Origin of the sequence: Chelativorans sp. AA-79, from assembly GCF_029457495.1 — a bacterium.
Taxonomy (GTDB): Bacteria; Pseudomonadota; Alphaproteobacteria; order Rhizobiales; family Rhizobiaceae; genus Chelativorans.
Map to the genome: position 1 here is coordinate 1,174,177 of NZ_CP120361.1, position 26,184 is coordinate 1,200,360.

The following is a 26,184-nucleotide window of genomic DNA, read 5'->3' on the forward strand; positions in this document are numbered from 1 at the left end:
AATCAAAGATTTACGTGATCATTCCATGCTGCTTGTGCGAAGGATTTCACGCGCAGCGCAAAAGAAACAGATAGTCATCCGGATGAGCGCGGCCTGACCGGAAGCTGTATTCCCTGCGCGAGATAGGCCGTTCGGTGAAGGAGGCTTTCCTGCGGGGCAGGGGCCTGCCTCAAAGCAGTAGCGTCACCACCTGCAAGCCGCCTGGAATCCGGGAAAGGGCTCAATCCGCTCGATAGGCGCGGACATAGTCCACATACATATAGGAGGGATCGGGCGCGTCCTCTTTCGAAAGGCCGTCCACCATCGCCAGGTTGAGCAGGATATAGAGCGGCTGCCGATGTTCTTCCTGCGTCTCGGTCTTCCACATGAACTTGCGGTCGAAATAGAAGCGGATCCAGTCCTGGTCGACCTGGACGCCGTAAGTGTGGAAATCCGCCGGATCGGCGTCGCCGAAGACTTCGTTGCGCGTGTAGCGCGAGTAGTGCCGGCCGTCGCGGTACCAGACGTGAACGACGGACGAGTAGCCGTCGGGCTTGTCGCCGTAGAACTCCATCACGTCGATTTCCGCGGTGTAGCTCGAGCGATCCTTGCCGATCAGCCAGAAGGCCGGCCAGAGACCGGGACCCTCCGGCAGGCGCGCGCGCATTTCGAAATAGCCATATTGCTGCGCGAAGCCTTCGCCCTTCGGGTCGACGGAAGCGAGCAGGCCGGACCGCCACTTGCCATCCTCTCCCTTGCGCGCTTCGATGCGCAGGATCCCGTCCTTGACGGTGAAGGGAAAGTCGTCCGCAGGGTTCGCGAAACGTGCGCCGCCGAAATCGCCCGACCATGGCGTGTGTGCGATCCATCGGGTGCCCGGCCCCCACGGAGAGACGCTGAGCGTGTCGAAATCCTCGGTAAAGGAAAGGCTCATCTGGCCGAGATCGAGCTCGTCCTCCGCGGCGTCGCCTGCGGCCGATGATGCGGCAAGAAAGGCCGCGAAGGCCGCGGCGCCGATAAGCGTCTCGAAAACCCGTTTGGAATGTTTCATCGAAGACCGTCTCATCGGACACTTCCCCATTCACTATAGCCGAAGCAGGAGCCGCAAATAGTCGGGCGAAAGCCGCCCGCCATCCTTCATAAGGGGTAGGGCGAGGTGGAAGGACTGGGGAGCGGCTCTGTGCTAGCGTGACCTTCAGCCGTAAGTGGTCGCGGGGGCGCCGGCGTGTCAATCGAACTGATCGGATTGCTGACCATCGTCTTGGGCATGATGGTGTTTTTCGCGCCCGTCCACAGGGCCTTCTTCATCATGGTCGTCTCCACGCTTTTCGGAGCGGGAGCCGCATTCAGCCTGCCCAGCCTCGGCGGGGCGTCGGTGCTGGTGTCCAGCCTCTTCCTCGTCTTTTACTGCCTGCGCATCTACATGGCTTTCGGCGAGGGACCACTGCTTGCCGCCTTCGCCCCGCCTCGTGCCGGTTTCTGGCTGCTCGTCCTGACACTTTACGCGGTGGCGAGCGCGTTCTTCCTGCCCCGCCTTCTGGAGGACGCGACGGAAACCATGACCGTCCAGCGGCTCGTGGGCGGGCGCAGCTCCATCTCGCTCATCCCGCTGGGGCCTTCCACGAACAACATCACGCAGGCCTTCTATGCGCTCGGGGGGCTCGCCTGCTTCGGCATCACCTTCTCCTATCTGCGCTCGGCGGGCTCATCGGAGCGTCTGGTAAACGCCATGCTCGCGCTGGCCGGCGCGAATATCGCGTTCGCCGTCCTGGACGTGGTCACCTATTACGGGGGTGGCGCCCATCTGTTCGATTTCGTGCGGACAGCCAACTACGCCCTGCTGACGGATTTCGAGAAGGCGGGGTTCAAGCGCATCTCAGGCACGTTTGCGGAGGCGTCCGCGTTTGCAGGCTATACTTCCGTGCTCTTCGCCTTCGTCGCCAGCCTCTGGCTGGACCGGGTACGCTCACCGCTCACCGGAGTGGTCGCGGGGCTCCTCCTCGTCCTCCTGGTCCTGTCCACTTCGGCGACCGGGATGGTTTCGCTGGCCGTCGTCGCGTTGTTCCTGGGAATGCGGTCCGCCCGGTGGTCATTGGGGCGGAACCCGGCCGGAAGGCCGGCTTTCCTGGCCTCCGTCGTCCTTGTTCTGCCGCTGGCCGCCCTGTTTGCCGTGATCGCGATGCCCGATGCGGTGGAGGGCATGATGGGCTATCTGAACGAGATCCTCTTTTCGAAGCTGGACAGCCAGTCCGGACGCGAGAGGTTCATGTGGAACGCCGTCGCCTATCAGGTGTTTCTGGACACCTGGGGATGGGGCGCGGGTCTCGGGAGCGCGCGCGCCTCGAGCTATCTTCTCGTGCTCCTTTCCAATGTGGGCCTGCCGGGCACCTTCCTGTTCGTGGTCTTCGTCTCCTCCCTGCTCCTCCCGCGCCTCGGCGCGAATGGTGCGGAACTCGGGCTGGACGAGAAGGCCGGCAGGGCCTGCCGGGCGGGGCTCGTCGCCGGTCTTGCCGAAGCACTGGCCTCGGGCACGGTTTATGACCTGGGGCTTCTCTTCTATGTGCTGGCGGCTGCCGTCGTGGCTCTCCGCGTGCCCGTGCGCGAGGAAAGCAAGGCGCCTGAAGCCGTACGCGGGCAGGGAAAATCGCTAGCGCCTTTCAGGGGAGCCGGGCCGTGAAAATCCTGATCTTCAACGTCAAATACAGTCCCAATCTGGGGGACGGAGTCCTCGCCGCATGCCTGGAGCACGGCTTGATGCGGGAAGGCCGGGACGTCACGGTCGAGACGATCGATATCGCCGGGCGTGAAGAGTACCGCTTTCAGGGTCCGGGCCGAATGCGCGCGCTTTCCCTGCTCCGCCTTCTGCCGGCACCGCTGCGTGCCGCCGCAGTGACTTTCGTCCTTCGGAGCCGCCTGCGCGATATGAAAGCGCACTGGCTTAAGCGTATCGAGGAGGCCGATGCGGTCGTGGTCGGCGGCGGTAACCTGTTTCAAGACGATGACCTGAACTTTCCGCTCAAGCTCAATGCGGTTCTGGAGGGGGTCGATCTGGCGGGCAAGCCGCTCGCCGTGTTCGCCGTCGGCGTCACCGCTCACTGGTCCGCGCGGGCGAGACGACTTTTCGCGCGGCTGCTCGACTGCCCGGTCGTCCATGTCTCCGTTCGTGACGGTCATGCCCGCGAGAACTGGATCGCCCACTTCGGCAACCGTTTCGAAGTGGAGGTGACTCCCGATCCGGGTCTCCTTGCCCGGAACCTCCCGTCAGGCCCGGCACTCCCCTATGTCGGCCCTCCAGTGGTCGGGTTGGGCGTGACGCACCCGCTGGTGCTGCGGCGGCATGCGGGCATTCCCGACGCGCAGATACCCTTGTCTTCGGCGGCCGAACACCGCCTGCTCGTGCGATGGCTGGTCGATGCCGGGTGCCGCGTGATGCTCTTCACCAATGGTGCGGACGAGGATGAGCGTTTCATGCGGCAGGTCGTCGCCGGCTCGGTTTGCGAGGACTGCGTCCAAGCCGGGTCTGTGGTGCTGGCGGAGCGGCCTTCCACACCGGACGACCTCGTCGCCACGATCGGCCGCTCAGCCGTCGTCATCGCGCACAGGTTGCATGCGAGCATCGTGGCCTATTCGCTCGGAATCCCCTGCGTGGGGCTCGGCTGGGACCAAAAGGTCAAAAGCTTCTATGAAGAGACAGGCCGTGCGGACTTCTTTCTCCGGGGAAAGGACGTGAAGCCGGCCGATGTCGGCGCGCATGCCCTTCGGGCATTGGAGGCGGGAATCGCTTCGGGCGACCATGCCCGGCAGCTCAAGAGAGCCGAGACGGGCCTGGTTCGGCTGACTGAACGTCTGCGCAGCGCAACCGGGCAGTATCTCCCTGGCAGGGCAAGAATATAAGAACACAACAAAACATTAATTGTGGAGAATTCGCCTGCATTTCTGCGGGCCGCATCTTCTTCACGAACTCGTGATTGAGGGAAACCGCCCATTATCTCATTTCGTTAATATTCACTACCACATTAGTATAAAATTGGCACAAATATCGAACGGATTTGGTATTTAGGGTTTTATTAGGACAGGCATATGCTTCCCTGCGGATGAGAGGTATACTTGTTCTATGGCGGGAGATTTCGGGGATTTTTTGAAGGCTCTCGAAGCGGACATGGCAGCGTCCGCGGGCAATCGCCGGACAGGGGGGAAGGGCCCCGATGTTTGGCGGCGCGTCTACGAGGCCGGGGACACGATTTCCAATGGCGACGGGAACAAGGAGGCCTTCTTTCTTGTCTCCTCGGGGTGGGTCGCTTCGGGAAAGATGTTGACCAGCGGCGCCCGCATCGTGCTGGATTTCCTCCTTCCGGGCGACGTGGTGGGAATCGGCACAACCGAATGGGCGCGCGAGGTTGTAACAGCGCTTTCTCCCGCTACGGTTTTCGAATTTCCCGGTGCTCCGCTGGAGCGTCTGCTGACTGCGCCAAGGGAGCTGTCGGCCCCGATTTTGAAGGGCATAGCGCGGCGCAACGCCCGGATCGCCGAGCATATGGCCAGCATCGGCCGGCGGGGTGCGGTCGAGCGCACCGCGCATCTCCTCCTGGAACTTGCCCATCGCCTCGGTGCGAAGCCCGACCGGGGAAGGGTACGCTTCTCCTGCCCTCTGACGCAGTCCGATCTGGCGGATGCCCTGGGTCTTACGGCCGTTCACGTGAATCGTGTGTTGAAAGATCTACGGGAGAGTGGCTTCGTCTCATTCCGTAATGGTACAGTGGAGATCCACAATATCGGCCGTTTGGCAGATTTCGTGGGTTTCGACACGTCCTATTTGACGCTGCGCGGCGAGTAACGGTTCCTGATTCGTCTATCAACTACAAGTTGTATTAAATTTATTATCAAATGGTGAATATTCTTACAAGGGCTTAATCTAGGTTAGTGCATGTTATCCCCAATTATGCAGATACTTTCCCTCGGATGATCAGCGCGGGGGTGCCTGTTGCTCGATCACCGTGAACCGTCAGGGGGATGGCAGCTGGGGACGGGAAAAGGCTGACCACGATCTTCTGCCGGCGGTATCTTGTACAACGTCAACAGGGGAGTTGTGTCGTGGAATTCGAAAATGGATTTTCACCAGGGCCGGTCGGAAAACCGACACCGGCATTGCCGCTCGATCTACAGACGAGCAGCGATTTCAATGCAGATATGGATATCGGAAGGGAGCCGAAGGAGAACCTTGTCCTCCTGATCGATCCGCGGGCGCTGGGGAGGGAATGCCTTGCGCAGAGCTTGCGCGGTCCCGACACGGATATCGTCGCGGTCGGTTCCGCCGACGAATGGCGCAAGTCCGGTAACCCGAGAGAGCCGTCCGCCGTTCTGTTCATCGTGGGAAGCAGGAAAATTGCCGATGCTGCGGTGCGGGCGGAGATTCAGAGCCTCGCCGAGGAGTTCGACGACAGCCCTGTCATCGTGGTCGCAGATTCCGATGACCTCGGACAGATTCTGACGGCGCTCGATTCCGGGGCGCGCGGCTACATTCCCAGCAATGTGGGCGTAAGCGTCGCGGCGGAGGCGATCCACCTCGCACAGGTGGGCGGTGTCTTCGTGCCGGCAAGCGGCGTGCTGGCCATGCGGGACGTGATCAATTCCACCACCAACCGAGCCGCCGGCCTGGGCAGCCTTTTCACCTCGCGCGAGGCGGAAGTGGCCGAGGCGCTGCGGCGGGGAAAAGCCAACAAGATCATCGCTTACGAGCTGCAGTTGTGCGAGAGCACGGTCAAGGTGCACATCCGCAACATCATGAAGAAGCTCAACGCGACCAACCGCACGGAGGTGGCCTACAAGATCAGGGAAATGATGTCCTGATCGCTCGCGCGGCGGAGAGCCCAAAAGCCTGACCAGGACCAGAAGATCTCGCGGGACGAACCTCATCCCTGTCATTCGTATGGGGTCGGCCTGTTCCCAAACACTGGTTCCTGATGGCCGCTATATATATCTGCCGTCGCGCGCGGCAGACCGTCTTCGGGCTCCGGGGCCGACAGACCGCGGAGCCCTTTTTGCTGTGGGCCCGTGCAATCTAAGCATCCGGCAGACCGGTGTAGTTTTCCGCCAGGCTTTCCTGCGCGGATCGCGATGACGCGAGATAGTCGAACTCCGCGCGCTGGATGCGACGGCCGAAGCGGCCGGTTTCGGGGAAGGTGTGAAGCAGGGAGGTCATCCACCAGGAGAACCGCTCTGTCTTCCAGGTATGGGCAAGCACGCGCTGCGAATATGCGTCGATCCCGGCGTCCGATTTCGCCTCGTAATGCTCGACAAGCGCCTCCGCCAGGATGCCTACATCGCGCAGAGCCATGTTGAGGCCCTTGGCCCCGGTGGGGGGCACGATGTGGGCAGCATCGCCGGCCAGGAACAGCCGGCCGAAACGAAGCGGTTCGGCGACGAAGCTGCGCAGCGGCGCAATGGATTTCTCGATGCTCGGCCCGGTCTGCAGCCGCTCGGCAATTTCCGGGTTGAGCCGCCTGCGCAGTTCGTCCCAGAAGCGTTCGTCCGGCCAGGCGTCCACCGTTTCGCCGGCATCCACCTGCACATAGTAGCGGCTGCGGGTATGCGAGCGCATCGAGCAGAGCGCGAAGCCACGCTCGTGATGGGCGTAGATCAGTTCGTCCGCGACAGGCGGCTTGTCCACCAGCACGCCAAGCCATCCAAAGGGATAGACCCGCTCGAAGGTCCGTATCGCTTTGTCCGGCACGCTGGCGCGCGTGATCCCATGGAAGCCGTCGCAGCCGGCAATGAAATCGCAGGTGATCTCGTGCAATCCCCCGTCCTTGACGAAGCGAACCCTCGGGGCCCCTCCCCGGACGTCATGCAGGCTTACGTCCTCGGCCTCGTAGATCGTCCTCGCGCCGGAGGCGTTCCGCGCATCCATGAGATCCCGCGTCACCTCCGTTTGCCCGTAGATCATCACCTTACGACCGATCAGACCGTGAAAATCGATGCGCAGCATGTCGCCGTCGAAGGACAGTTCCACTCCATCGTGCGGAATCCCCTCCCTTCGCATCCGTCCGCCGACACCGATCCTCTCCAGGAGATCCGCCGAACCCTGTTCGAGCACGCCTGCGCGGATGCGGCTCAGAACATGACCGGCACTGCGCCGCTCGAGAATGACGGCGTCGATCCCGGCGCACTCAAGCAGCCGGCCGAGCGTGAGACCCGCCGGCCCGGCACCGATGATGGCAACCTGTGTTCGCATGATCCGTCTTCCGATTTCCTCCGGGTCAACGGTGACGCGCTGCCCCTTAAAAGCCAATGGACAGAAGAGCCAAAGACTTGGATGATCCAGACATGAAACCAATTCCGATCTACGCGCTTTACGGCGAGGATCGTTATCCCGATGAGGCGGACTGGCTCCATTGGGAGACGATCACCTCGCGCAGCCGGCTCTACGGATTCCGCATCGCGCCGCACCGGCACGAACAGTTCTTCCAAATTCTGTTCCTGAGAAGCGGGAATGCCCGGGCCGCGATCGACGGGGAGACGTTCGATCTCGGGCCCGTTTCGCTGGTCACCGTCCCCTCGCTGTGTGTGCACGGCTATGATTTCAGCGAAGATGTCGACGGGGTCGTGTTGACCTTCTTCGAGCGTGACATCAGGAACCTGCTCACCGAAATCCCGGAAATGGGATACCTATTCCTCCGCGCCTCGGTCATAAGCGCTGGCGAAGACGAGGCCAGGGAGTTGCACAATGCAATCCATGGCCTTGTTCTGGAATGTGGCAGCCGGGTGCCGGGGCGGTCGGCCGCGATCCGCGCAAGGATCACCCTCCTTCTCTTGACGATCCTGCGCCTGGGAATGACGACAGCGTCGCATGACGAAGGACGGGCGGGACGTTCCGCGCAGCTTGCGCGTGCGTTTCACGCCCTTGTGGAGCGAAGATACCGGGAGACGCGGTCAGTCCCTTGCTATGCCGGCGAACTGGGCATCACGCCGACCCATCTCAACCGTGTCTGCCGGCAGGTGCTGGGGCAGTCGGCCCTTTCGGTCATCGAGCGGCGGATCGTCCTTGAGGCCAAGCGCTATCTCCAGTTCTCGACATTGAGCGTCAAGGAGATCGGCATCCTGCTCGGCTATCCCGATCCCGCCTATTTCTCCCGGTTCTTCCGACGGGCCGCCGGCTATCCGCCAAGCCGCCTTCGCGCCGCCGTGACCGCAAAATAGCCGGTGCCGGTCGGCACCGCCGCGAGGCCGATGCGTCTGCCTCTGCCGAAGCGGCTGATGACATCCGCCGCTGACGGGCATCGCCTTTCAAGACATGGGAGAATCTTCGGAGTTGAGTTTATCGGTGACGACGAGGACGGCTCCGGCGGTGATCTTGCTTGCATACGGCACGCGCGCGAATGTAGTACGGCTCTTGCCACCGCTCACCATCGAAGAGGAGAGGTTGAGGGAGGCGCTCGATATGCTGGAGGCCTCGATGGAGGCTGCGTTTTCCGCCGTGGAGGTCTGACAATGGCAGATGTGAACCGCCGCAGCGCGTTCGTCTGGGACGATCCCTTCCTGCTGGAGGATCAACTCTCCGAAGAGGAACGCATGATCCGCGATGCGGCTGCGAGCTTTGCCGCCGACAAGCTCGGCCCACGCATCGAGCACGCCTATATGAATGAGGAGACGGACCCCGCCATCTTCCGCGAGATGGGCGAGGCGGGGCTTCTCGGCGTCACAATCCCGGAGGAATATGGGGGTGTGGGCGCCAATTATGTGTCCTACGGCCTCGTCGCCCGCGAGGTGGAGCGTATCGATTCCGGGTACCGCTCGATGATGAGCGTGCAGTCCTCGCTGGTGATGTATCCGATCCACGCCTATGGCTCGGAGGAGCAGCGGAAGAAATACCTGCCGAAGCTCGCCTCCGGCGAGTTCATCGGCTGTTTCGGGCTCACCGAGCCGGACGCCGGCTCCGATCCCGGCGGCATGAAGACGAGGGCCGAGAAGACCGGCGGCGGTTACCGGCTCAGCGGCTCCAAGATGTGGATCTCCAACGCGCCGATCGCGGACGTTTTCGTCGTCTGGGCGAAATCGTCCGCGCATGACAATCAGATCCGTGGCTTCGTCCTCGACAAAGGCATGAAGGGTCTTTCGGCGCCGAAGATCGGCGGCAAGCTCAGCTTGCGCGCCTCGATCACCGGCGAGATCGTCATGGACGGGGTGGAGGTCGGCGAGGAGGCGCTGCTGCCCAATGTTTCGGGCCTCAAGGGGCCGTTCGGCTGCCTGAACCGCGCCCGCTACGGCATTTCCTGGGGCGCCATGGGGGCTGCGGAGGATTGCTGGCACCGAGCGCGGCAGTACGGGCTGGAGCGCCAGCAGTTCGGCCGGCCGCTCGCGGCCACCCAGCTCTTCCAGAAGAAGCTCGCCGACATGCAGACGGAGATCGCGCTGGGGCTGCAGGCGAGTCTGCGCGTCGGCCGGCTCATGGATGAAGGCCGGTTCGCGCCGGAGATGATCTCGCTCGTCAAGCGCAACAATTGCGGCAAGGCACTGGACATCGCGCGGGTTGCACGCGATATGCATGGCGGCAACGGCATCCAGATCGAGTACCACGTCATGCGCCACGCCCAGAACCTCGAGACCGTCAACACCTATGAGGGCACGCATGACGTGCACGCCCTCATCCTCGGCCGCGCACAGACGGGCCTGCAGGCATTTTTCTGAACGCCTCTGCCTGCGGCATCCGCACAACAAGAAGGACCATCATGGTACAGAACAGCTATCCCGACACGCAGCTTTTCATCGACGGCGAATGGCGCAGCGGCGCGGAAGGGAAGGCCATTCCGGTGTCCGATCCGGCCACGGGCGAGGTCATCGGGCAGGTGGCGCATGCCACGAATCCGGACCTCGACGCCGCGCTTGCCGCCGTAGACCGTGGCTTCAAGGCCTGGAACGAGATCTCGGCCTTCGAACGCGGTAAGCTGATGCGGAAGGCGGCGCAGCTCCTGCGCGAGCGCGCCGACGGGATTGCCGGGATCATGACGCGCGAGCAGGGAAAGCCGCTCGCCGAATCCAAGGGCGAGGTGATGGCCGCCGCCGACGTGATCGACTGGTTCGCGGAGGAGGCCCGCCGCACCTATGGCCAGATCATTCCGGGCCGCGTGCCCGGCGTCATGCAGATGACGGTGAAGCTGCCGGTCGGCCCCGTCGCGGCTTTCACGCCCTGGAATTTCCCGATCAACCAGATCGTGCGCAAACTCTCTGCCGCGCTCGCCGCCGGCTGCTCCATCATCGTAAAGGCGCCCGAGGAGACGCCAGCCTCGCCGGCTGAACTCATCCGCGCCTTTGCCGATGCCGGCGTGCCGGCCGGTGTCGTCAACCTCGTCTATGGCGTTCCGGCCGAAATCTCGGAATACCTCATTCCGCATCCGGTGATCCGCAAGATCTCCTTCACCGGCTCCACGCCGGTCGGCAAGCATCTGGCGGCCCTCGCGGGCGCGCATATGAAGCGGGCGACGATGGAGCTTGGTGGCCATGCGCCGGCGATCATCTTCGAGGACGCCAATCTCGAGAAAGCCGTGAAGGTGCTCGCCGGGTCCAAGTTCCGCAATGCGGGCCAGGTCTGCGTCTCGCCCACGCGCTTCCTCGTGCAGGAGCGCGTCTATGGTGACGTGCTCGACGCCTTCACCGCCGCCGCCAAAGCGATCAAGGTTGGAAACGGAGTTGAAGAAGGCACGCAGATGGGGCCGCTCGCCAATGAGCGGCGCATCCCGGCGCTGGAATCGTTGATCCAGGATGCGCTCGATCACGGCGCGGAGCTCAAGACCGGCGGCCGCCGCATCGGCAACAAGGGCAATTTCTTCGAGCCCACGGTGCTTTCCAACGTGCCCAGGGAAGCGCGCATCATGAATGAGGAACCGTTCGGCCCGGTGGCGGTCTTCAATCCCTTTTCGACGCTCGACGAGGTGGTGGAGGAAGCGAACCGGCTTCCCTTCGGCCTCGCATCCTACGCTTTCACCGGCTCGGCGGAGACGGCCCAGGCCCTCGGCCTCAGGATTGAAGCGGGCATGACGACGATCAACCACAACGGCCTTGCCCTTCCGGAAGTGCCTTTCGGCGGGATCAAGGATTCGGGCTACGGTACGGAAGGCGGGTCGGAGGCGATCGAGGCCTATCTGGTCACCAAGTTCGTCTCCCAGGCGGGCGCGTGAGCTGAGGCGGGAACCGTCAAGCGAGGGGCAGATTCAGCGGACCGCCTGTGCGACGTGCTGCTCCGCAGTGGACGGCACGACGCTCTGTGCGTGGATTTCAATCTGATTGAGGTATAGGACACGGTCGTGTTCTAGATATCCGGTGTTGATGCCGCGCCCGAGCTGGCGAGAGGAAACCGCCTCATGAGTCTTGCCAATGGCCGCCCTTATCTCGCCATTCCCGGTCCGTCGGTTGTTCCCGACCGGGTGCTTGCGGCGATGCATCGTCCGTCGCCCAACATCTATGGCGACGATATCCACGATATGGCGCGGTCGATCTTCAAGGACCTGCTGCGGATTGCCGGGTCCACGGCCCATGTCGCCATCTACGTCACCAACGGGCACGGAACCTGGGAGGCGGCGATCGCGAATCTGTTCTCGCGCGGCGACAAGGCCCTGCTTGCGGTCACCGGCCATTTCGGCCGCGGCTGGGCGGAATGGGCGCGCCGGATGGGCGTGGATGTCGAGACGGTCGAGTTCGGCGGCGGCGCGGCCATCGATGCGACCCGCATCGAAGAGGTTCTGGCCGCCGACCGCTCCCATCGGATCCGTGCTGTCATGATGACGCATGTGGATACCGCTTCAACCGTCCGCAACGACATCAAGGCCGTGCGCGCGGCGATCGATGCGGCGCGCCATCCCGCGCTCCTTGCTGTGGACGCCATCGCCTCGCTCGGCTGCGAGGAGATCCTGTTCGACGAGTGGGGCATCGATGTCCTGATCGCGGCCAGCCAGAAAGGGCTCATGTTGCCGCCGGGCCTCGGATTCGTCTGGGTTTCCGACAAGGCGCTGGAAACCTCGCGCAATGCGGGGCTCTGCACGCCCTATTGGGACTGGAAGCCGCGTGTCCTGGACGATCAGTTCTACCGCTATTTCGCAGGCACGGCGCCGACGCATCATCTCTTCGGCCTCAGGGAGGCCCTGACCATGATCCTCGACGAGGAGGGGCTCGCAAGTGTCTGGCGGCGGCACCGGGTGCTCGCCGGTGCCATCTGGGCTGCATTCGAGACATGGGGAAGGGGCGGCGATATCGCCCTGAGCGTCGCCGACCGGGCCTCGCGCGCGCATTCGGTCACGGGTGCGCGGATCGGCGCTGGCGGGGCCGCGCGGCTGCGGCAGTGGCTGGAGTCCACGGCCGGCGTGACGCTGGGGATCGGCCTCGGGATGGCGCAGCCCGGCGAACCCACCTATGACGATTTCCTGCGTGTCGCCCATATGGGGCATGTGAACGCTCATATGACGCTCGGCGCGCTCGCCGCGATGGAAGCCGGGATGCGGGCGCTGGCCATCCCGCATGGATCGGGCGCTCTCGATGCTGCCGCCGCGGCGCTGGTTGCGGAGGCCTGAATTGCCGGCGAGCGAGAACTTTTTGCGCCGGTGCTGGTTCGGGTGGGCATGAAAGCAGTCGTCGATCCACAGAGCTTCCTTCTCGAAGAAGGGCCGGACATGCCCAACAATCCCGGCCTGCCGGTCCTCCTCTATCCGCAGGCTCTGGGAGACGAGGTGACTGACAAGGCCGGCGCCTTCGAGCAGAGGTTCCGCGAGAATGGCTGGGGCGGCACCTGGCGCAACGGCATCATGGGCCATCACCACTTCCATCCGGACGCCCACGAGGCGCTGGGCATCGCGCGCGGCTTCGTGGAGGTGCAACTGGGCGGGGAGGCCGGCAAGCGCTTCAGGCTGCAAGCCGGCGATCTCGTCGTCCTGCCGGCCGGCATCGGCCACAAAAACCTTTCGGCCAGCGACGACCTCCTCGTGGTCGGCGCCTATCCGCGCGGCCAGGAGGACTACACGATCTGCCGCAGCAAGGCGGAGGTGACGTCCATGCCGGACGTCCCGCTCCCCGAGAGCGATCCCTTCTATGGCAAGGAAGGTCCGCTCACGCGCATCTGGTGACTGCTGCGGGCGCTTCTTCCCGCGGCCTCAGCCGTACCAGGGCCCCTGGACGACCTCGATATCTTCTTCCGCCTCCGCCACCTTCTGCGCGAAAGCCTGAATGTCGCTGCCCTGGTAGTGATAGGGATAGACATATTGCGGCGCGAACTCGACCACCGCCGAAGCGGCCTGGTCGACGCTCATCGTATAGGGCAGGTTCATGGGCACGAAGGCAATGTAGATGTCGCTGAGCGCGCGCATTTCCGGCGTGTCCTCCGTATCGCCGGCGATATAGACCCGGCGGCCGTCTACGGTGAGGATATAGCCATTGTCGCGGCCCTCGGGGTGGTACTGCTGGCGTTCCGGCGTGGTGTTGTAGGCCGGGATCGCCTCGATGCCGAGATCGCCCACCGTCGTCTCCTCGCCGTTGGCGAGCGCGGCGGCCTTCGCCTTCAGGTCGTCGGGCAGCTTCTCGAACACGGAAGGATTGGTGAGGAGCCGGGTCTGGTCTCCCGCCAGTGCGCTCAGCGTCTCCGCGTCGAAGTGGTCGCCGTGCTCGTGCGTGACCAGGATCAGGTCGGCCGGCGGATGGCCCTCATAGGCGCCGGCCCCGCCCACGGGATCGACATAGATCACGATGTCCGGCACGGTCATCACGAAGGATGCATGCTCGATCGGAAATATGGTGATCTCGCCATTCTCGGTTTCGTAGCTGTCGCCGGCGGCGTCCTGGGCGCGGGCGGAGAAGGGCATGATGGTTGTCACTCCAAATGCGGCCAAACCGGTGAGGCCGAGCTGCAAGGTCTGCCGTCGCGTAAAGATCATGGTCTCCTCCATTTGCGGATTCATTGCCCGGCACTGGCCACGCCGGTGCGCACAATGCGAAGTTAGGTCAGTACACCGCGGGATCAAAGTAAAGGATGAGTGAACGGGCCGGTTTCCCGCCCGCCGGCATCAGGCTTGCCGTCGATGGTCATCTCGTGCTCCACCGGGCTTGATCATCGCCTTCTCGACGGCGCCGAGGCCGAGATGGAGATGCCGAACAGCCTTTTCCCCTAGAAGAGCTGCCAGTTCCTGCGCGTAGGCTTTGGCCAGCCGGGCCATCTCCCGGTACTTCCGCAGCCCGAGCGCCGTCAGTTCCAGATGCTCGGTGCGGCGGTCGTTTGCATCCTCCGTCCGCTTCAGCCAGCGCCGTTCTTCCAGCGCCCGGACGGCCCGGCTGACCTTGGTCTTGTGCATGGAGGAATGCGCGGCGATCTCCGTCGCCGTCATGCGCCCGCATGCCCCGAGGGCTGCGAGCGTTCGCCACTCCGGCCGCGTCATCTGATAGCGCGCCTTGTACTGCGCCGCAAACCGGCGGCTCACCAGCTCCGCCGCGCGGTTGAGCCGGTAGGGAAGAAAGGCCCCGAGATCGAAATCCAAGTCCGCAGCCTGGTCCATCGCCTTGCCTTGATAGTTACAAAACGGATCGTTACGAATGCAACTATCGTGAACTTACATGGTTTCAGAAGAGGAGCAAGCCATGTTGGGCAAGCCTGATACGGCAACAGCGGGCACCGCGGAGGCAAGCCGTGTTGCGAAATACATGCCGGGATTCGGCAACGATTTCGAGACCGAGAGCCTGCCGGGCGCGCTGCCGCAGGGGAGGAACTCGCCGCAGAGATGCGCTTACGGGCTTTATGCCGAGCAGCTTTCGGGCTCTCCCTTCACCGCGCCGCGCGGGACCAATGAGCGTTCGTGGCTCTATCGCATCCGCCCGAGTGTGAAGCACACGGGGCGTTTCTCGGCCGGGAGCTTCCCCTATTGGAAGACTGCCCCTTGCCTCGACGACCATTCCCTGCCGCTTGGTCAGCTTCGCTGGAATCCGATTCCGCTGCCCGAGGAGGGGACGGCGTTCCTCGCCGGCATCCGCACTATGACGACGGCAGGCGATGCGTTGTCCCAGGTCGGCATGGCGGCGCATGTCTATGCGTTCAACGCCGACATGGAGGACGACTATTTCTTCGATGCGGACGGCGAACTGCTCTTCGTGCCCGAGACCGGGGGTATCCGCATCTTCACCGAGATGGGCGTGATCGAGATCGGACCGTCGGAGATCGCCCTCATCCCGCGCGGCATGATCTTCAAGGTGTCGCTCCTGCCGGGAGTCGAGACGGCGCGCGGCTATATCTGCGAGAATTATGGCGCCAAGTTCACGCTGCCCGACCGCGGCCCCATCGGCGCGAACTGCCTGGCCAATCCGCGCGACTTCAAGACGCCTGTGGCTGCATATGAGGACAAGGAGGCACCCTGCCGACTGCATGTGAAATGGTGCGGCAAGTTCCACCTCACCGAAATCAGCCATTCCCCGCTCGACGTGGTGGCCTGGCACGGGAACTATGCCCCTTACAAATACGATCTGAGGACCTTCTCGCCCGTCGGCGCGATCCTGTTCGACCATCCCGACCCGTCGATCTTCACCGTGATGACGGCGCCGTCGGGCGAGGAAGGCACGGCGAATGTGGATTTCGTCATCTTTCCGCCGCGCTGGCAGGTAGCCGAGAACACCTTCCGCCCGCCATGGTACCACCGCAACATCATGAGTGAGTTCATGGGGCTGATCTATGGCCGCTACGACGCAAAGGAGGAAGGCTTCATTCCCGGCGGCATGAGCCTGCACAACATGATGCTGCCGCACGGACCGGACGCTTCAGCCTTTCTCAAGGCATCCACCGCCGAGCTCGCGCCGCAGAAGCTCGACAACACGATGGCCTTCATGTTCGAGACACGCTTTCCTCAGCAGGTGACGAAGTTCGCGGCCGAGCTCGAAACCCTCCAGCACGACTATGTCGAATGCTGGGAGGACATCGAGCGGCGCTTCGACGGCACGCCAGAGGGGCGGTGGTAGCCCATGGCCGTCAGATCATCGGAGGGGCCCAGCCGGAGCTGGGTCGAGAGCGCCAATGCGGCCGGATGCGATTTCCCGATCCGTAACCTGCCCTATGGCGTGTTCCGCCGCGCGGGCGAGGCCCTGCGCTGCGGCGTGGCGATCGGGGACTTCGTCCTCGACCTGGCCGCCCTGGAAGATGCGGGGCTGATCAACGCCGGAGCGCATGGCCCGGTGTTCCGCGAGCGCAGCATCAATGCCTTCATGGCGCTGGGGCCCAAAGCTTGGGCGGTGGTGCGTGCGCAGTTGATGTCGCTCCTCGCCGAGGGGGGTGATGGACGATTGCGCGAGGATGTGGTGCTCTGCGGCGGGGTGCTGTTTCCTCTCGCTGAAGCAGAGCTGATGCTGCCGATCGAGGTCGCCGGCTATACGGACTTCTATGCGGGGCGGCAGCACGCCTTCAATGTCGGCAGCATGTTCCGCGGGGCGGAGAACGCGCTTCCGCCCAACTGGCTGCACATCCCGATCGGCTACAACGGGCGCGCGTCGACCGTGGTCGTCTCGGGCACGGATATCCATCGACCGCTCGGCCAGAGGAAGCCCCCCGACAGCGATATGCCTGTGTTCGGTCCGTCCCGGCGCCTGGATTTCGAGCTGGAATTGGGCTCCGTGATCGGCACAGGCGGCCGCATGGGCGAGCCAGTGACGGTCGGGCAGGCGGACGAGATGATCTTCGGCTATGTGCTTCTGAACGACTGGTCCGCGCGCGACATCCAGGCCTGGGAATATCAGCCGCTCGGGCCCTTCCAGGCCAAGGCCTTCGCAACCTCCATCAGCCCGTGGGTGGTCACGAAGGCGGCGCTGGAGCCGTTTAGGGTGTCTACGCCGCAGCGCGAGAAGCCGCTGCTTCCCTATCTGCGGGAGACCGGGCCGCTGCTCTACGACATCGATCTGGAGGTGTCGCTGCGGCCAGCCGGCGCAGCCCAGGCGACGATCGTCTCGCGCACCAATTACCGCCACATGTATTATTCCGCCGCCCAGCAGCTTGCCCATCATGCGGTCTCCGGCTGCCGGATGGATTGCGGCGACCTGCTCGGCTCGGGCACCATCTCCGGGCCCGGCAAAGGCGAATACGGATCCCTCCTGGAACTCGCCTGGGGCGGCAAGGAGCCCATCACGCTGGATACCGGAGAAACACGCAGTTTCCTTGAGGACGGCGATGTGGTGGCACTTACAGGCGGGGCGCAAGGGGAGGGCTACAGGATCGGATTCGGCGCCTGCACGGGGCGGATCCTTCCCGCCCCGCCGGAACCGGACTGGGGAAGCTGATGTCTGCAATCCTCTACGATTACTGGCGATCGTCCGCCAGCTACAGGGTGCGCATTGCGCTCAACATGCTGGGCGAGCCTTATGAGACCGTGCCGCTCGACCTGCTCTCCAGGGCACACGAGAGCCCGGAGCACCTCGCACGCAATCCGCAAGGGCTCGTTCCGGCGCTTTCGATCGAAGGGCGTCTGCTCACCCAATCGCTTGCCATCATCGAATATCTCGACGAGACCCGCTCGGCCGGCTTCCTGCCGGGCGACGCGGCGGGCAGAGCACGCGTGCGGGCCCTGTCCTATGCGATCGCCATGGAAATCCACCCGATCTGCAATCTCCGCGTCACGGACCAACTGGAGGCAGTCGCGGATGGCGGCGACGCAGTTAAGAGGGCTTGGATGCGGAAGTTCATCGGCGAGGGGCTGCATGCCTTCGAATCCATGCTCGGCGATGGCGGCAGTGGCATCTTCTGCCACGGCGATGCGCCGGGAATGGCGGATTTCTGCCTCGTCCCGCAGCTCTACAATGCGCGCCGCTGGGACGTGGAGATCACGGGGCTCGAACGCATTCTTGCGATCGAGGCCAATTGCACGAAACTCGAGGGTTTCGCCGAGGCGCATCCGGACCGGGTCAGGCCTCCCGAGAAATAGACTGCGCGGCGCCCGCGCGCGCTAAGCGGGAGGGGCGCCGCAGCCGGGAAGCGGCTTACCCGAACACCTTCTTCACCGCCTTCGCCGTGGCGTCCACCACCTTGTTGGCTTCCTCGCGGGTCAGGCACAGGGGAGGCGCGAAGCCGAGGATGTCGCCCTGCGGCATCGCGCGGCCGATGACGTTTTCCTCCAGCAGTGCCGCCGCCATCTGCGGGCCGATCTTGCGCGCGGGGTCAAAGGGGCGGCGGGCCTCCTTGTCCTCGACGAACTCGACCGCGCAGAGCATGCCTTTGCCGCGCACCTCGCCCACATGGGCGTGACCGCCGATCGCCTCCTGCATGGTCTTGACGAGATAGGCGCCCGTCTCGCCGGCATTCTCGACGAGGCCGAGGCTATCCACCAGCTTGAGGTTGGCGATGCCGGCGGCAGCCCCGATCGGGTGCGCCGAATAGGTCCAGCCATGGCCGATGGGGCCGTTTTCGTCCGTGCCGCGCTCCAGCACCTCCCACATCTTCCTGCCGACGATGGAGCCCGACAGCGGCGCATAGGCGGAGGTCAGCCCCTTGGCGATGGTGATGAGGTCCGGTTCCAGGCCATAGTGCTCGGAGCCGAACATGGAGCCGAGACGGCCGAAGCCGGTCACCACCTCGTCGGCGATCAGAAGGATGTCGTGCTTTTTCAGCACCTTCTGGATCTCCTCCCAGTAGCCGGCCGGCGGCGGCACGATCCCGCCGGTGCCGAGCACCGGCTCGCCGATGAAGGCGGCAATCGTGTCCGCCCCTTCGCGCTCGATCAGGGCCTCCAGTTCGCCCGCCAGATGGGCCGTGAAGGCTTCCTCGCTCATGGCCGGGTCGGGCCGGCGGTAGTAGTAGGGCGCTTCCGTGTGGAGCACGCGCGGCAGCGGCAGGTCGAACTTCCTGTGGAAGAGTTCGAGACCCGTCAGCGAGCCCGTCATCAGGCCCGACCCATGATACCCGCGCCAGCGCGAGATGATCTTCTTCTTCTCCGGCCGGCCGAGGATGTTGTTGTAGTACCAGACGAGCTTGATGTTCGTCTCGTTGGCGTCCGAGCCGCCGAGACCGAAATAGACCTTGGACATAGTCTTCGGCGCCCGTTCCAGGATCATCCTGGCGAGCGTTATGGAGGCTTCGGTGCCGTGCCCCACATAGGCGTGGTAATAGGCGAGCTCCTTCGCCTGCTCAGCGATCGCCTCCGCGATCTCCGTGCGGCCGTAGCCGACATTGACGCAGTAGAGCCCGGCAAAGGCGTCGAGCAGGCGGCGCCCGTCGCGATCCTCGATATAGACGCCGCTGCCGCCGGTCACGATGCGGTTGGGGCTCTCGCCGCGCGCATGCTGGGCGAGATGGGTGGAGGGATGGAAGAAATAGTCCCGGTCCCACTGGTCGAGCTGGTCGTTCTTGAGCAAGTCTTTTCTCCTATCTGATGGTGGGTCCGGTTGGTGTACCGGTCAGTACTTCGGCGCCGTTGGGCCCCAGGAGCACGGTGTTGGAGACGAAATAGTCGCCCTTGCCCGTTCCCATGAGCCAGGAAAGAATGTGGAAGCTCATACCTTCGCGGATTTCCATTTCGGAATCGTGCCTCAGGCCGGTGACGCGGTTGCCGCCGGTCCAGGAAGGCGGGAAGCCGATGCCGACGCAATAGCCGCAGTGGTGCCGGCGGTAATGGGAGAGACCCGCGTCGTCCGCAACCGCCTGCCAGGCCGAATAGACCTCCGCCGCGCGGACGCCGGGCTTCAATGTGTCCAACACTGCATTGAATGCATCGCCCGCGACATCCGCCATGCGTGCGTCCTCGTCGCGGATGGTGCCGACATGGACCAGACGGCCGAGCGGCGCGTGATAGCGGCTGACGCAGCCTGAAAGCTCCATGAAAACCGGCTCGCCGGCCTGATAGACCCCATCACCCCAGGTGGCATGTTCCTCGCCCAGTCTCGGCCCCGGGCGGATAAAGGGGCCGAAGCCCGGCACTTCGCCTCCGGCGCGGATCATGGCGGCGTGGCACTCCGCCACCACGTCGCGCTCCCCCGCGCCGTCGCAGATCGCGGCGATGGCGGCTTCCGCCGCCGCGTCGGAGACGGCGGCCGCCTTACGCATCAGCGCCTGCTCTGCCGCGGATTTCACGAGCCTGAGATCGTCGACGAGGCCGGTGATGTCGACCCAGTGCACATCGGACACGCTCTCGCGCAGCGCGTGGCCGAAGCCGTAGGAGTGCCCGGAAGACCAGGTCTCCACGCCGATGCGCATGACGCCGTCCGACTGGTCTTCGATCTCTTCCACCACCGCTTTCAGTACGGCGCGCGAGCGCTCCTTGGCCGCGAAGGAGTCCTTGAGGACGCGCACCGCCAGGTCCGCGGCGGTTTCGCTGTCCTCGTGGCCCTGGAAAAGTGCGTTTCGCACCTGTTTCTGGATCGAGACCCGCTCCATCTGCCGTGTGACGAGCACCATGTCGCCCTCAGCCGGCACGATCAGCAGGTGCGGGGCGAAATAGCCCCAGTGGTCGAGGCCGGTGAGATAAAAGATGTTCTCGGGCGTGGAGAGAAGCGCCATGTCGAGCCCGCGCGAGAGCATGGCCGCGCGCAAGGTCTGGAGACGCTGGCCCAGTTCCTCGTCGGTGAAGGGGTTTGCGAACATGCTCTTATCCCTCAGCGTGTGTCGATGCAGGCATATTTCACGTTGGTGAATTCTTCCATGCCCATGCGCGAGCCCTCGCGCCCCAGGCCCGCCTGCTTAACGCCGCCGAACGGGATGGGCGCGCCTGTGATCCTGGTGCGGTTCACCGCCACCATGCCGAACTGCAGAGCGCGGCTGAGGCGGGCGACGCGCGCCGGGTTTTGCGTGTGCAGATAGGCGACCAGTCCCGTCTCCGTTTCATTGGCGCGGGCAAGCACGTCCTCCTCCGCATCGAAAGGCGTGAAGGCAGCGACGGGGCCGAAGGTCTCCTCGCGGAAGACAAGGGCGCTTTCGGGCACGTCGGCCAGGACCGTAGGCAGGAAGAAGTTCTCGCCAAGCTCGGACCTCCTGCCGCCGACAAGAAGCCTCGCTCCCCGCGCCAGGGCATCGGCCACGTGTTCTTCCTGCTTGGCGACCGCGCGGGCATTGATCAGCGGGCCGATGTCCGGGTCCTGGAGCCCCGGTCCGACCGAGAGGGCGCGCACCTTTTCGGCAAAGGCCGACACAAAGGCCTCGTAGATCGGACGTTCGATATAGAACCGGTTTGCGGCGAGGCAATCCTGGCCGGAAGTGGCGAACTTCGCGGAAACCGCGCTTTCCACCGCGCGGTCAAGATCGCAGTCGGCAAAAGCCATGAAGGGCGCGTGGCCGCCGAGTTCCATTACCAGCCTCTTCACCGTAGCCGCCGATTGTCCGTAGAGCAGCCGGCCGATTTCGGTCGAGCCGGTGAAGGAGAGGACGCGCACGTGGCGCGACGCCGTCATGGCACCGACCATCTCCGCCGCCTTGCCGGTGAGCATGTTGAAGACACCTGCAGGAAAGCCCGCACGCTCGGCAAGCTCGGCGAGCGCAAGGGCCGAGAACGGCGTTTCGGAGGAGGGGTGTGCCACCACCGTGCAGCCTGCGGCAAGGGCGGCCGCGGCCTTGCGCGTCAGCATAGCGGAAGGGAAGTTCCAGGGGGTGACGAGCCCCGCCACGCCTGCCGGCTCACGGCTGACCCGCATCTGCGCGTCCGGTAGGTGGGAGGTGATGCCCTCCACATTCAGCCGCTTCGCCTCCTCCGCATAGAACTCCACGAAAGAGGCGGCGTAGTCGATTTCGCCGCGTGCTTCCGACAGCGGCTTGCCCTGCTCGAGCACCATGAGGTGCGCGAGGTCCTCGCGCGCTTCCAGGATGAGGCCATGCCAGCGCTTAAGGATCGCGGCGCGCTCCTGCGGCAGCAGGGCGGCCCAGCCGGCGAAGGCCTGATGGGCGGCGGCGACCGCCTCCTCCGCTTGTGCCGTGGAAAGCGCCGGCACGCAGCCGAGGCGGGCGCCGTCGGCGGGATTGGCCACGTCTATCACCGCGTCGCCGGCGCCGGCGATCCAACGGCCGTCCGCATAGGCGTATTCGCGGAAAAGGCGCGGGTCGCGGAGATCGGAAAGGGCAGTCTTTTCAAGCGCTGCAAGGGCGGACATCGGCTCACTCCCTGGATCGGGTTCCGCATGGAACTGATCCCTAGATGGGGCCCGGCCCGCCAAAATTTCCGCAGGAAATGCGGTCCTTCGCCAAAAGACTTTCTGAATTTGCGAAGGCTTACCGGCTAATTCTTCTGCCCTTCCGCCGCGCCCCGGACAAGCATGTCGAGCGGGGCGCCCTTCGGCTGCTTCACAGGCTTGGTCACGATATAGGTGAAATAGCGCTTGAGCCCGAGATGCGCCTCCAGAAGCCTGTCGACCAGACGCTGGTAGGCGTCGATATCACGCGCGACCACCTGCAGGATATAATCGAACCCGCCACCCACGGCCCAGCAGCCGGTGATCTCGTCGATCTTCTGCACCGCGCGCTCGAAGAGCTGGAAGTTCTCCGCCTTGTGGCCTTCGAGTTCCACCGCCATGAAGACGATGATGTGCGGGGCAATGCGGGCAAGCGCCACCTCGGCGTGGTAGCCGGTGATGATGCCGGCCTTTTCCAGCCGCTTCAGCCGCTCCCAGCAAGGGGCGGGCGTGAGGTTCACGCGCTCGGCAAGCGCTGTCTTCGAGATGCGGCCCTCTTTCTGCAGGATGGAGAGGATTTTCAGGTCGCGGTCGTCGAGCTTGAGCATCATGCAGGCCAGATTCTGTGGGAGGGCAATGTGAGGCCGACAAGCGTGTTTAGCTCTTGATCACGCTCCCCGCGCCCGACGTCTTCGCTTCGGTCAGCGCAAAGGTCGCGATCGCCGTGTCCTGCGCGCCGGTGCCGGTCAGGTCGCAGATCGTCACCTGGTCCTCGCTCGTGCGCCCGGCCTTGCCGTTCACGATCTCGCCCAACTCTGGCGGTGTGCCGCCCTTCCACAGGCCCGCGGCTATTGCCGCGCGCAATTCGCCCAGCTTCTCGCACTGGCTCACGCGGTCGGCTACATAAAGATCGGCGGCGACGAGCGCCCTCGGGTCGATCTCGTTCTTGCCCGCCTGGTCCGAACCCATGGCGGTGATATGCAGGCCGGGATGCAGCCATTCGGCTTCAAGGATGGGCTCCTCGGCGGGCGTGGTGGTCACCACGAGCTGGCTTTCGGCGACCAGCCGGGCAGGATCGGGCTCGGCGCGCGCCTCTATCCCGAGCTTCTCTGCAATGTTCGCCGCGCCCGCCTCGGCCTTCGCCGCATCGCGTCCCCAGACGAGCACGCGCCGGAAGGGGCGGACGAGATGCGCCGCCTCCATCTGCAGCCGCGCCTGCACGCCCGCGCCCATCACGCCGGCGGTGTCCACATTCTGCGGGGCCAGGTGCTTCGCCGCCACGGCGCCCGCCGCTGCCGTGCGCACGTCCGTGAGATAGCCGTTGTCGAGAAGCAGCGCTTCCACGAGCCCGGTCCTGGCCGAAAACAGGATCATCAGCCCGTTGAGGCTCGGCAGGCCGAGCCCCGGATTGTCGAAGAAACCGGGGCTTACCTTGATCGCGAAGCCCTCGAAACCGGGGATATAGGCCGTCTTCACGTCCACCTCGCCATTGGCTTCCGGAACGGCCATGGAGAGGATCGGCGGCATGATCACCTTGCCCGTGCCGAGCGCGGCGAAGGCCTGTTCCACCACGCCGATGGCCTTGAGGTCCAGATGCACGGCCCTGCGCAGCTCGTTTTCGGTGAGGATGAAGATATCACGCGGCATAGAAGGTGCCTTTGACAAGATAATCGCCAAGCTTGACGTCGCGGCCTTTCATGATGTCGGTGAAGACCGCCATATCGACATTGCGGCCGGTGACGATGCTGGCCACCGGCCCTTTCACCGTACCAAGTTTGCCCGCCATCAGTGCCGCCGCCCCCACCGCGCTCGCGCCTTCGCACACGATGCGGTCCTCGTAATAGTGGGCCTGCATGGCGCGGTATATCTCCTCTTCGGTGACGAGCACGACTTCATCGAGGCAGTCGCGGCAGAGCGCGAGGGTGTGGCGGTTGCCAAGCCCGATGCCGCCGCCGAGCGAATCGGCGAGACTCGGCACCTCCGTGATCTCCACCGGCCGGCCCGCCTGAAGGGCCGCATGCATGGCCGCGCCACGCTCCATGGTGATGCCGACGATGCGGATCGACGGCTTCATGCGTTTCAGCGCAAACGCGATGCCGCCGGCAAGCCCGCCGCCGGAAAGGGGAATGAGCACCGTTTCAAGTTCCGGCAACTGCTCCATCAGTTCCAGCCCGATCGTGCCCTGGCCGGCGATGACGGGGAGCGCGTCGAAGGGCGCGACCTCCGTCAGCCCTTCTTCGCGTACCAGACGGTCGGCTTCCACCTGCGCATCGTCCTGGCTCTTGCCCGTGATACGCACCTCGGCGCCCAGCGCCTTGATGCCGTCGACCTTGGCCTGCGGCACCAGGCTCGACATGCAGATGACGGCGCGCAAGCCCCGCCTCGCCGCCGCATAGGCGACGCCGCGTCCGTGATTGCCGGTGGAGCAGCAGATAACTCCCGCCGTATCGTCAGGAAGAAGCCCGACGGCGTTCGCGGCTCCGCGCAGCTTGAAGGCGCCGGTCGCCTGCGCAAGCTCCAGCTTCAGATGCACGTCGCAGCCGGCGATGCGGGAGAGGAAGGGCGAGGGGACGAGCGGGGTATCGAGGGTCGCCACGCCGGCCATCCTGCGGCGCGCGGCCAGGATGTCTGCCAGCGTGAGCGGTTCCACTAGGTTCCCTCCAGCACCGCGCTCAGGAACTGGCGCGTGCGCTCTTCCTTGGGCTCGTTGAAGATCTCGTCGGGCGGCCCCTGTTCGCGGATCTTGCCCTGATCGAAAAAGCAGACCCGGTCCGAGATCTCGCGGGCAAAGCGCATTTCGTGGGTCACCAGCAGCATGGTGAGGTCATGCTCTTCGGCCAGGCGGCGGATGACATTGAGCACCTCGCCGACGAGTTCGGGGTCGAGCGCGGAGGTCGGCTCGTCGAAGAGCATGATCCTGGGGCGCATGGCCAATGCGCGCGCGATGCCCACGCGCTGCTGCTGGCCGCCCGAAAGCTGGGCCGGAAACTTCCCGGCCTGGTCGGTAAGACCGACCAGTTCGAGCAGTTCTTCCGCTCTCTCCCGCGCTTCCTGCTTGGAAAGACCGAGCACGACCCGCGGCGCTTCCGTCAGGTTGCGCAGCACCGTCATGTGCGGGAACAGGTTGAACTGCTGGAAGACCATGCCGAGCTTGGTGCGCATCTTGCGCAGATGCGCCTCGCTGGCGGGCACGAGATCGCCGTTCCGGCGCTCGTGCCAGAGCGGCTCGCCTTCGACATAGACAACGCCGCCGCTGATCGATTCGAGCGTCATGAGGATGCGCAGAACCGTCGACTTGCCGGAGCCCGACGGCCCGATGATCGTGACCTTCTCGCCCGGCGCGACCTGGAAATCGAGTTCGTCAAGGACGACCAGGCTCCCGAATTTCTTGACGACCTTGTCGAAGACGATGACTGGCTCGCTCATCTTAAGGGGAGTCCTCTTTTCGGGAGATTGACGTCGAGGTAGCGCACGAGGGTCGAAGCGATGATGGTCAGGACCAGATAGAGCCCGCCCACCATGGACAGCGGCACGAGATAGTTGAAGGTCTGGTCGCCGATGATCTTCGCCACGTTCAGCATCTCCAGCACGGTGACGACCGAAAGGACCGGAACGTCCTTCATGATCGAGACGAGATAGTTGCCGAGGGCGGGGATGATGCGCGGCACGGCCTGCGGCAGGACGATATGCGTGAAGGTTCGCCGCGGCGGAAGGTCGAGGGCCTTGGCCGCTTCGTGCTGGCCGCGGTCGACCGCCTCCAGGCCCGCCCGGTAGACCTCCGACGTATAGGCGCTGTACTGGATGCCGAGCGCCAGCGCGCCGGTCATGAAGGCCGGCAGGACGATTCCGTAGTCGGGCAGCACGTAATAAAGGAAGAAGAGCTGCACGAGCAGCGGCGTGTCGCGGATGAATTCCGTGATGAAGGTCGCCGGCCAGGAGATGATGCGTGCGGGTGCGCCCTTCAATACGGCAAGCACCAGGCCGAGCACCATGGCGACGAAGAAGCCGACGACCGAGGCCTGGATCGTCACGACGAGGCCGATCAGCAGTATGGGCAGAATCGAGATGGCGAAGGCGAGTTGGCCGTCTCCGGTGTTCCATTCGTAGCCGAACAGCATC

Annotated in this window: 25 protein-coding genes; 13 read left to right on the forward strand and 12 right to left on the reverse strand. The window is 64.4% G+C overall.

The features are described 5' to 3' along the window. Positions 1 to 220 precede the first annotated feature (220 nt). Positions 221 to 1,030 carry a glycoside hydrolase family 16 protein gene (locus PVE73_RS05900; RefSeq protein ID WP_277366057.1) on the reverse strand — a complete coding sequence of 270 codons (810 nt, stop codon included), beginning with the start codon at positions 1,028 to 1,030 and terminating at the stop codon, positions 221 to 223. Positions 1,031 to 1,204: 174 nt separating this feature from the next. Here PVE73_RS05900 and PVE73_RS05905 point away from each other — a divergent pair, with 174 nt between their 5' ends. From PVE73_RS05905 to PVE73_RS05920, 4 genes are all read left to right on the forward strand, one after another. Further along, entirely contained in the window at positions 1,205 to 2,656 is a 1,452-nt protein-coding gene (locus PVE73_RS05905; protein WP_277366058.1) for a hypothetical protein, read from the forward strand. Next, positions 2,653 to 3,873 (forward strand): polysaccharide pyruvyl transferase family protein, encoded by a 1,221-nt coding sequence (locus tag PVE73_RS05910; RefSeq protein ID WP_277366059.1) that lies wholly within the window; start codon positions 2,653 to 2,655, stop codon positions 3,871 to 3,873. The genes PVE73_RS05905 and PVE73_RS05910 overlap by 4 nt, the downstream gene beginning before the upstream one ends. Before the next feature lie 265 nt (positions 3,874 to 4,138). After that, positions 4,139 to 4,813, forward strand: coding sequence for a Crp/Fnr family transcriptional regulator (locus tag PVE73_RS05915; protein ID WP_277366060.1), 675 nt, complete (start codon positions 4,139 to 4,141; stop codon positions 4,811 to 4,813). A 257-nt stretch (positions 4,814 to 5,070) separates the two neighbouring features. After that, positions 5,071 to 5,826 (forward strand): response regulator transcription factor, encoded by a 756-nt coding sequence (locus PVE73_RS05920; RefSeq protein ID WP_277366061.1) that lies wholly within the window; start codon positions 5,071 to 5,073, stop codon positions 5,824 to 5,826. A gap of 211 nt (positions 5,827 to 6,037) precedes the next feature. Here PVE73_RS05920 and pobA read toward each other — a convergent pair whose 3' ends face one another. After that, positions 6,038 to 7,210 (reverse strand): 4-hydroxybenzoate 3-monooxygenase, encoded by a 1,173-nt coding sequence (gene pobA / locus PVE73_RS05925; RefSeq protein WP_277366062.1) that lies wholly within the window; start codon positions 7,208 to 7,210, stop codon positions 6,038 to 6,040. A 92-nt stretch (positions 7,211 to 7,302) separates the two neighbouring features. Here pobA and PVE73_RS05930 point away from each other — a divergent pair, with 92 nt between their 5' ends. The 6 genes from PVE73_RS05930 to PVE73_RS05955 all read left to right on the forward strand — a co-directional run bounded on the left by PVE73_RS05930 (position 7,303) and on the right by PVE73_RS05955 (position 13,085). Then, the gene (locus PVE73_RS05930; RefSeq protein ID WP_277366063.1) at positions 7,303 to 8,175 is read left to right on the forward strand and encodes a helix-turn-helix domain-containing protein; all 873 of its coding nucleotides are present in this window, start codon (positions 7,303 to 7,305) and stop codon (positions 8,173 to 8,175) included. A 148-nt stretch (positions 8,176 to 8,323) separates the two neighbouring features. Beyond that, a complete protein-coding gene (locus PVE73_RS05935; protein ID WP_277366064.1) occupies positions 8,324 to 8,464 on the forward strand; it encodes a hypothetical protein in 141 nt (46 codons plus the stop codon). A 2-nt stretch (positions 8,465 to 8,466) separates the two neighbouring features. Next, positions 8,467 to 9,663 carry an acyl-CoA dehydrogenase gene (locus PVE73_RS05940; protein ID WP_277366065.1) on the forward strand — a complete coding sequence of 399 codons (1,197 nt, stop codon included), beginning with the start codon at positions 8,467 to 8,469 and terminating at the stop codon, positions 9,661 to 9,663. A 41-nt stretch (positions 9,664 to 9,704) separates the two neighbouring features. Further along, positions 9,705 to 11,150 carry an NAD-dependent succinate-semialdehyde dehydrogenase gene (locus PVE73_RS05945; protein ID WP_277366066.1) on the forward strand — a complete coding sequence of 482 codons (1,446 nt, stop codon included), beginning with the start codon at positions 9,705 to 9,707 and terminating at the stop codon, positions 11,148 to 11,150. Between the two features lie 183 nt (positions 11,151 to 11,333). Next, positions 11,334 to 12,536, forward strand: coding sequence for an aminotransferase class V-fold PLP-dependent enzyme (locus PVE73_RS05950; RefSeq protein WP_277366067.1), 1,203 nt, complete (start codon positions 11,334 to 11,336; stop codon positions 12,534 to 12,536). 48 nt (positions 12,537 to 12,584) lie between these two features. Further along, positions 12,585 to 13,085, forward strand: coding sequence for a cupin domain-containing protein (locus PVE73_RS05955; protein WP_277366068.1), 501 nt, complete (start codon positions 12,585 to 12,587; stop codon positions 13,083 to 13,085). Between the two features lie 27 nt (positions 13,086 to 13,112). On the opposite strand, the gene PVE73_RS05960 is transcribed toward PVE73_RS05955, so the two are convergent. Both PVE73_RS05960 and PVE73_RS05965 read right to left on the reverse strand, forming a co-directional pair. Beyond that, positions 13,113 to 13,889, reverse strand: coding sequence for an MBL fold metallo-hydrolase (locus tag PVE73_RS05960; protein WP_277366069.1), 777 nt, complete (start codon positions 13,887 to 13,889; stop codon positions 13,113 to 13,115). A gap of 129 nt (positions 13,890 to 14,018) precedes the next feature. Further along, entirely contained in the window at positions 14,019 to 14,504 is a 486-nt protein-coding gene (locus PVE73_RS05965; protein WP_277366070.1) for a MarR family winged helix-turn-helix transcriptional regulator, read from the reverse strand. Positions 14,505 to 14,586: 82 nt separating this feature from the next. Between PVE73_RS05965 and hmgA the strand changes: the two genes are divergently transcribed. From hmgA to maiA, 3 genes are read left to right on the forward strand one after another with little or no spacing between them, the layout of a single operon-like run. Next, the gene (hmgA, locus tag PVE73_RS05970) at positions 14,587 to 15,951 is read left to right on the forward strand and encodes a homogentisate 1,2-dioxygenase (RefSeq protein WP_277366071.1); all 1,365 of its coding nucleotides are present in this window, start codon (positions 14,587 to 14,589) and stop codon (positions 15,949 to 15,951) included. 3 nt (positions 15,952 to 15,954) lie between these two features. Further along, positions 15,955 to 17,259 (forward strand): fumarylacetoacetase, encoded by a 1,305-nt coding sequence (fahA, locus tag PVE73_RS05975; protein WP_277366072.1) that lies wholly within the window; start codon positions 15,955 to 15,957, stop codon positions 17,257 to 17,259. Then, positions 17,259 to 17,900 carry a maleylacetoacetate isomerase gene (maiA, locus tag PVE73_RS05980; protein WP_277366073.1) on the forward strand — a complete coding sequence of 214 codons (642 nt, stop codon included), beginning with the start codon at positions 17,259 to 17,261 and terminating at the stop codon, positions 17,898 to 17,900. Before fahA ends, maiA begins: the two co-directional genes overlap by 1 nt. 55 nt (positions 17,901 to 17,955) lie before the next feature. On the opposite strand, the gene PVE73_RS05985 is transcribed toward maiA, so the two are convergent. The 8 genes from PVE73_RS05985 to ehuD all read right to left on the reverse strand — a co-directional run bounded on the left by PVE73_RS05985 (position 17,956) and on the right by ehuD (position 26,183). Further along, a complete protein-coding gene (locus tag PVE73_RS05985; protein ID WP_277366074.1) occupies positions 17,956 to 19,326 on the reverse strand; it encodes an aspartate aminotransferase family protein in 1,371 nt (456 codons plus the stop codon). Between the two features lie 10 nt (positions 19,327 to 19,336). Further along, positions 19,337 to 20,551, reverse strand: a complete 1,215-nt coding sequence (locus PVE73_RS05990) for a Xaa-Pro peptidase family protein (protein WP_277366075.1) — start codon at positions 20,549 to 20,551, stop codon at positions 19,337 to 19,339. A gap of 11 nt (positions 20,552 to 20,562) precedes the next feature. Further along, positions 20,563 to 22,047: an NAD-dependent succinate-semialdehyde dehydrogenase gene (locus tag PVE73_RS05995; protein ID WP_277366076.1), complete on the reverse strand. Its 1,485-nt coding sequence runs from the start codon at positions 22,045 to 22,047 to the stop codon at positions 20,563 to 20,565. A 125-nt stretch (positions 22,048 to 22,172) separates the two neighbouring features. Next, complete coding sequence (locus PVE73_RS06000; RefSeq protein WP_277367360.1) at positions 22,173 to 22,673, reverse strand: Lrp/AsnC family transcriptional regulator; 501 nt, start codon at positions 22,671 to 22,673, stop codon at positions 22,173 to 22,175. Positions 22,674 to 22,722: 49 nt separating this feature from the next. Continuing rightward, positions 22,723 to 23,712, reverse strand: coding sequence for a cyclodeaminase (locus PVE73_RS06005; protein ID WP_277366077.1), 990 nt, complete (start codon positions 23,710 to 23,712; stop codon positions 22,723 to 22,725). Beyond that, complete coding sequence (eutB, locus tag PVE73_RS06010; protein ID WP_277366078.1) at positions 23,702 to 24,715, reverse strand: hydroxyectoine utilization dehydratase EutB; 1,014 nt, start codon at positions 24,713 to 24,715, stop codon at positions 23,702 to 23,704. The genes PVE73_RS06005 and eutB overlap by 11 nt, the downstream gene beginning before the upstream one ends. After that, positions 24,715 to 25,491: an ectoine/hydroxyectoine ABC transporter ATP-binding protein EhuA gene (gene ehuA, locus PVE73_RS06015; protein WP_277366079.1), complete on the reverse strand. Its 777-nt coding sequence runs from the start codon at positions 25,489 to 25,491 to the stop codon at positions 24,715 to 24,717. Before ehuA ends, eutB begins: the two co-directional genes overlap by 1 nt. Beyond that, positions 25,488 to 26,183, reverse strand: a complete 696-nt coding sequence (ehuD, locus tag PVE73_RS06020; RefSeq protein WP_277366080.1) for an ectoine/hydroxyectoine ABC transporter permease subunit EhuD — start codon at positions 26,181 to 26,183, stop codon at positions 25,488 to 25,490. The genes ehuA and ehuD overlap by 4 nt, the downstream gene beginning before the upstream one ends. Position 26,184 lies beyond the last annotated feature (1 nt).

Coding starts and splice junctions, on each gene's coding strand:
- PVE73_RS05900 (WP_277366057.1), bottom strand. CDS start 1,030: ATGAAACATTCCAAACGGGTTTTCGAGACGCTTATCGGCGCCGCGGCC.
- PVE73_RS05965 (WP_277366070.1), bottom strand. CDS start 14,504: ATGGACCAGGCTGCGGACTTGGATTTCGATCTCGGGGCCTTTCTTCCC.
- hmgA (WP_277366071.1), top strand. CDS start 14,587: ATGTTGGGCAAGCCTGATACGGCAACAGCGGGCACCGCGGAGGCAAGC.
- PVE73_RS05950 (WP_277366067.1), top strand. CDS start 11,334: ATGAGTCTTGCCAATGGCCGCCCTTATCTCGCCATTCCCGGTCCGTCG.
- PVE73_RS05960 (WP_277366069.1), bottom strand. CDS start 13,889: ATGATCTTTACGCGACGGCAGACCTTGCAGCTCGGCCTCACCGGTTTG.
- PVE73_RS05945 (WP_277366066.1), top strand. CDS start 9,705: ATGGTACAGAACAGCTATCCCGACACGCAGCTTTTCATCGACGGCGAA.
- PVE73_RS05915 (WP_277366060.1), top strand. CDS start 4,139: ATGGCAGCGTCCGCGGGCAATCGCCGGACAGGGGGGAAGGGCCCCGAT.
- pobA (WP_277366062.1), bottom strand. CDS start 7,210: ATGCGAACACAGGTTGCCATCATCGGTGCCGGGCCGGCGGGTCTCACG.
- PVE73_RS06000 (WP_277367360.1), bottom strand. CDS start 22,673: ATGCTCAAGCTCGACGACCGCGACCTGAAAATCCTCTCCATCCTGCAG.
- PVE73_RS05990 (WP_277366075.1), bottom strand. CDS start 20,551: ATGTTCGCAAACCCCTTCACCGACGAGGAACTGGGCCAGCGTCTCCAG.
- ehuA (WP_277366079.1), bottom strand. CDS start 25,491: ATGAGCGAGCCAGTCATCGTCTTCGACAAGGTCGTCAAGAAATTCGGG.
- PVE73_RS05930 (WP_277366063.1), top strand. CDS start 7,303: ATGAAACCAATTCCGATCTACGCGCTTTACGGCGAGGATCGTTATCCC.
- ehuD (WP_277366080.1), bottom strand. CDS start 26,183: ATGCTGTTCGGCTACGAATGGAACACCGGAGACGGCCAACTCGCCTTC.
- PVE73_RS05955 (WP_277366068.1), top strand. CDS start 12,585: ATGAAAGCAGTCGTCGATCCACAGAGCTTCCTTCTCGAAGAAGGGCCG.
- PVE73_RS05940 (WP_277366065.1), top strand. CDS start 8,467: ATGGCAGATGTGAACCGCCGCAGCGCGTTCGTCTGGGACGATCCCTTC.
- PVE73_RS05995 (WP_277366076.1), bottom strand. CDS start 22,047: ATGTCCGCCCTTGCAGCGCTTGAAAAGACTGCCCTTTCCGATCTCCGC.
- PVE73_RS06005 (WP_277366077.1), bottom strand. CDS start 23,712: ATGCCGCGTGATATCTTCATCCTCACCGAAAACGAGCTGCGCAGGGCC.
- maiA (WP_277366073.1), top strand. CDS start 17,259: ATGTCTGCAATCCTCTACGATTACTGGCGATCGTCCGCCAGCTACAGG.
- fahA (WP_277366072.1), top strand. CDS start 15,955: ATGGCCGTCAGATCATCGGAGGGGCCCAGCCGGAGCTGGGTCGAGAGC.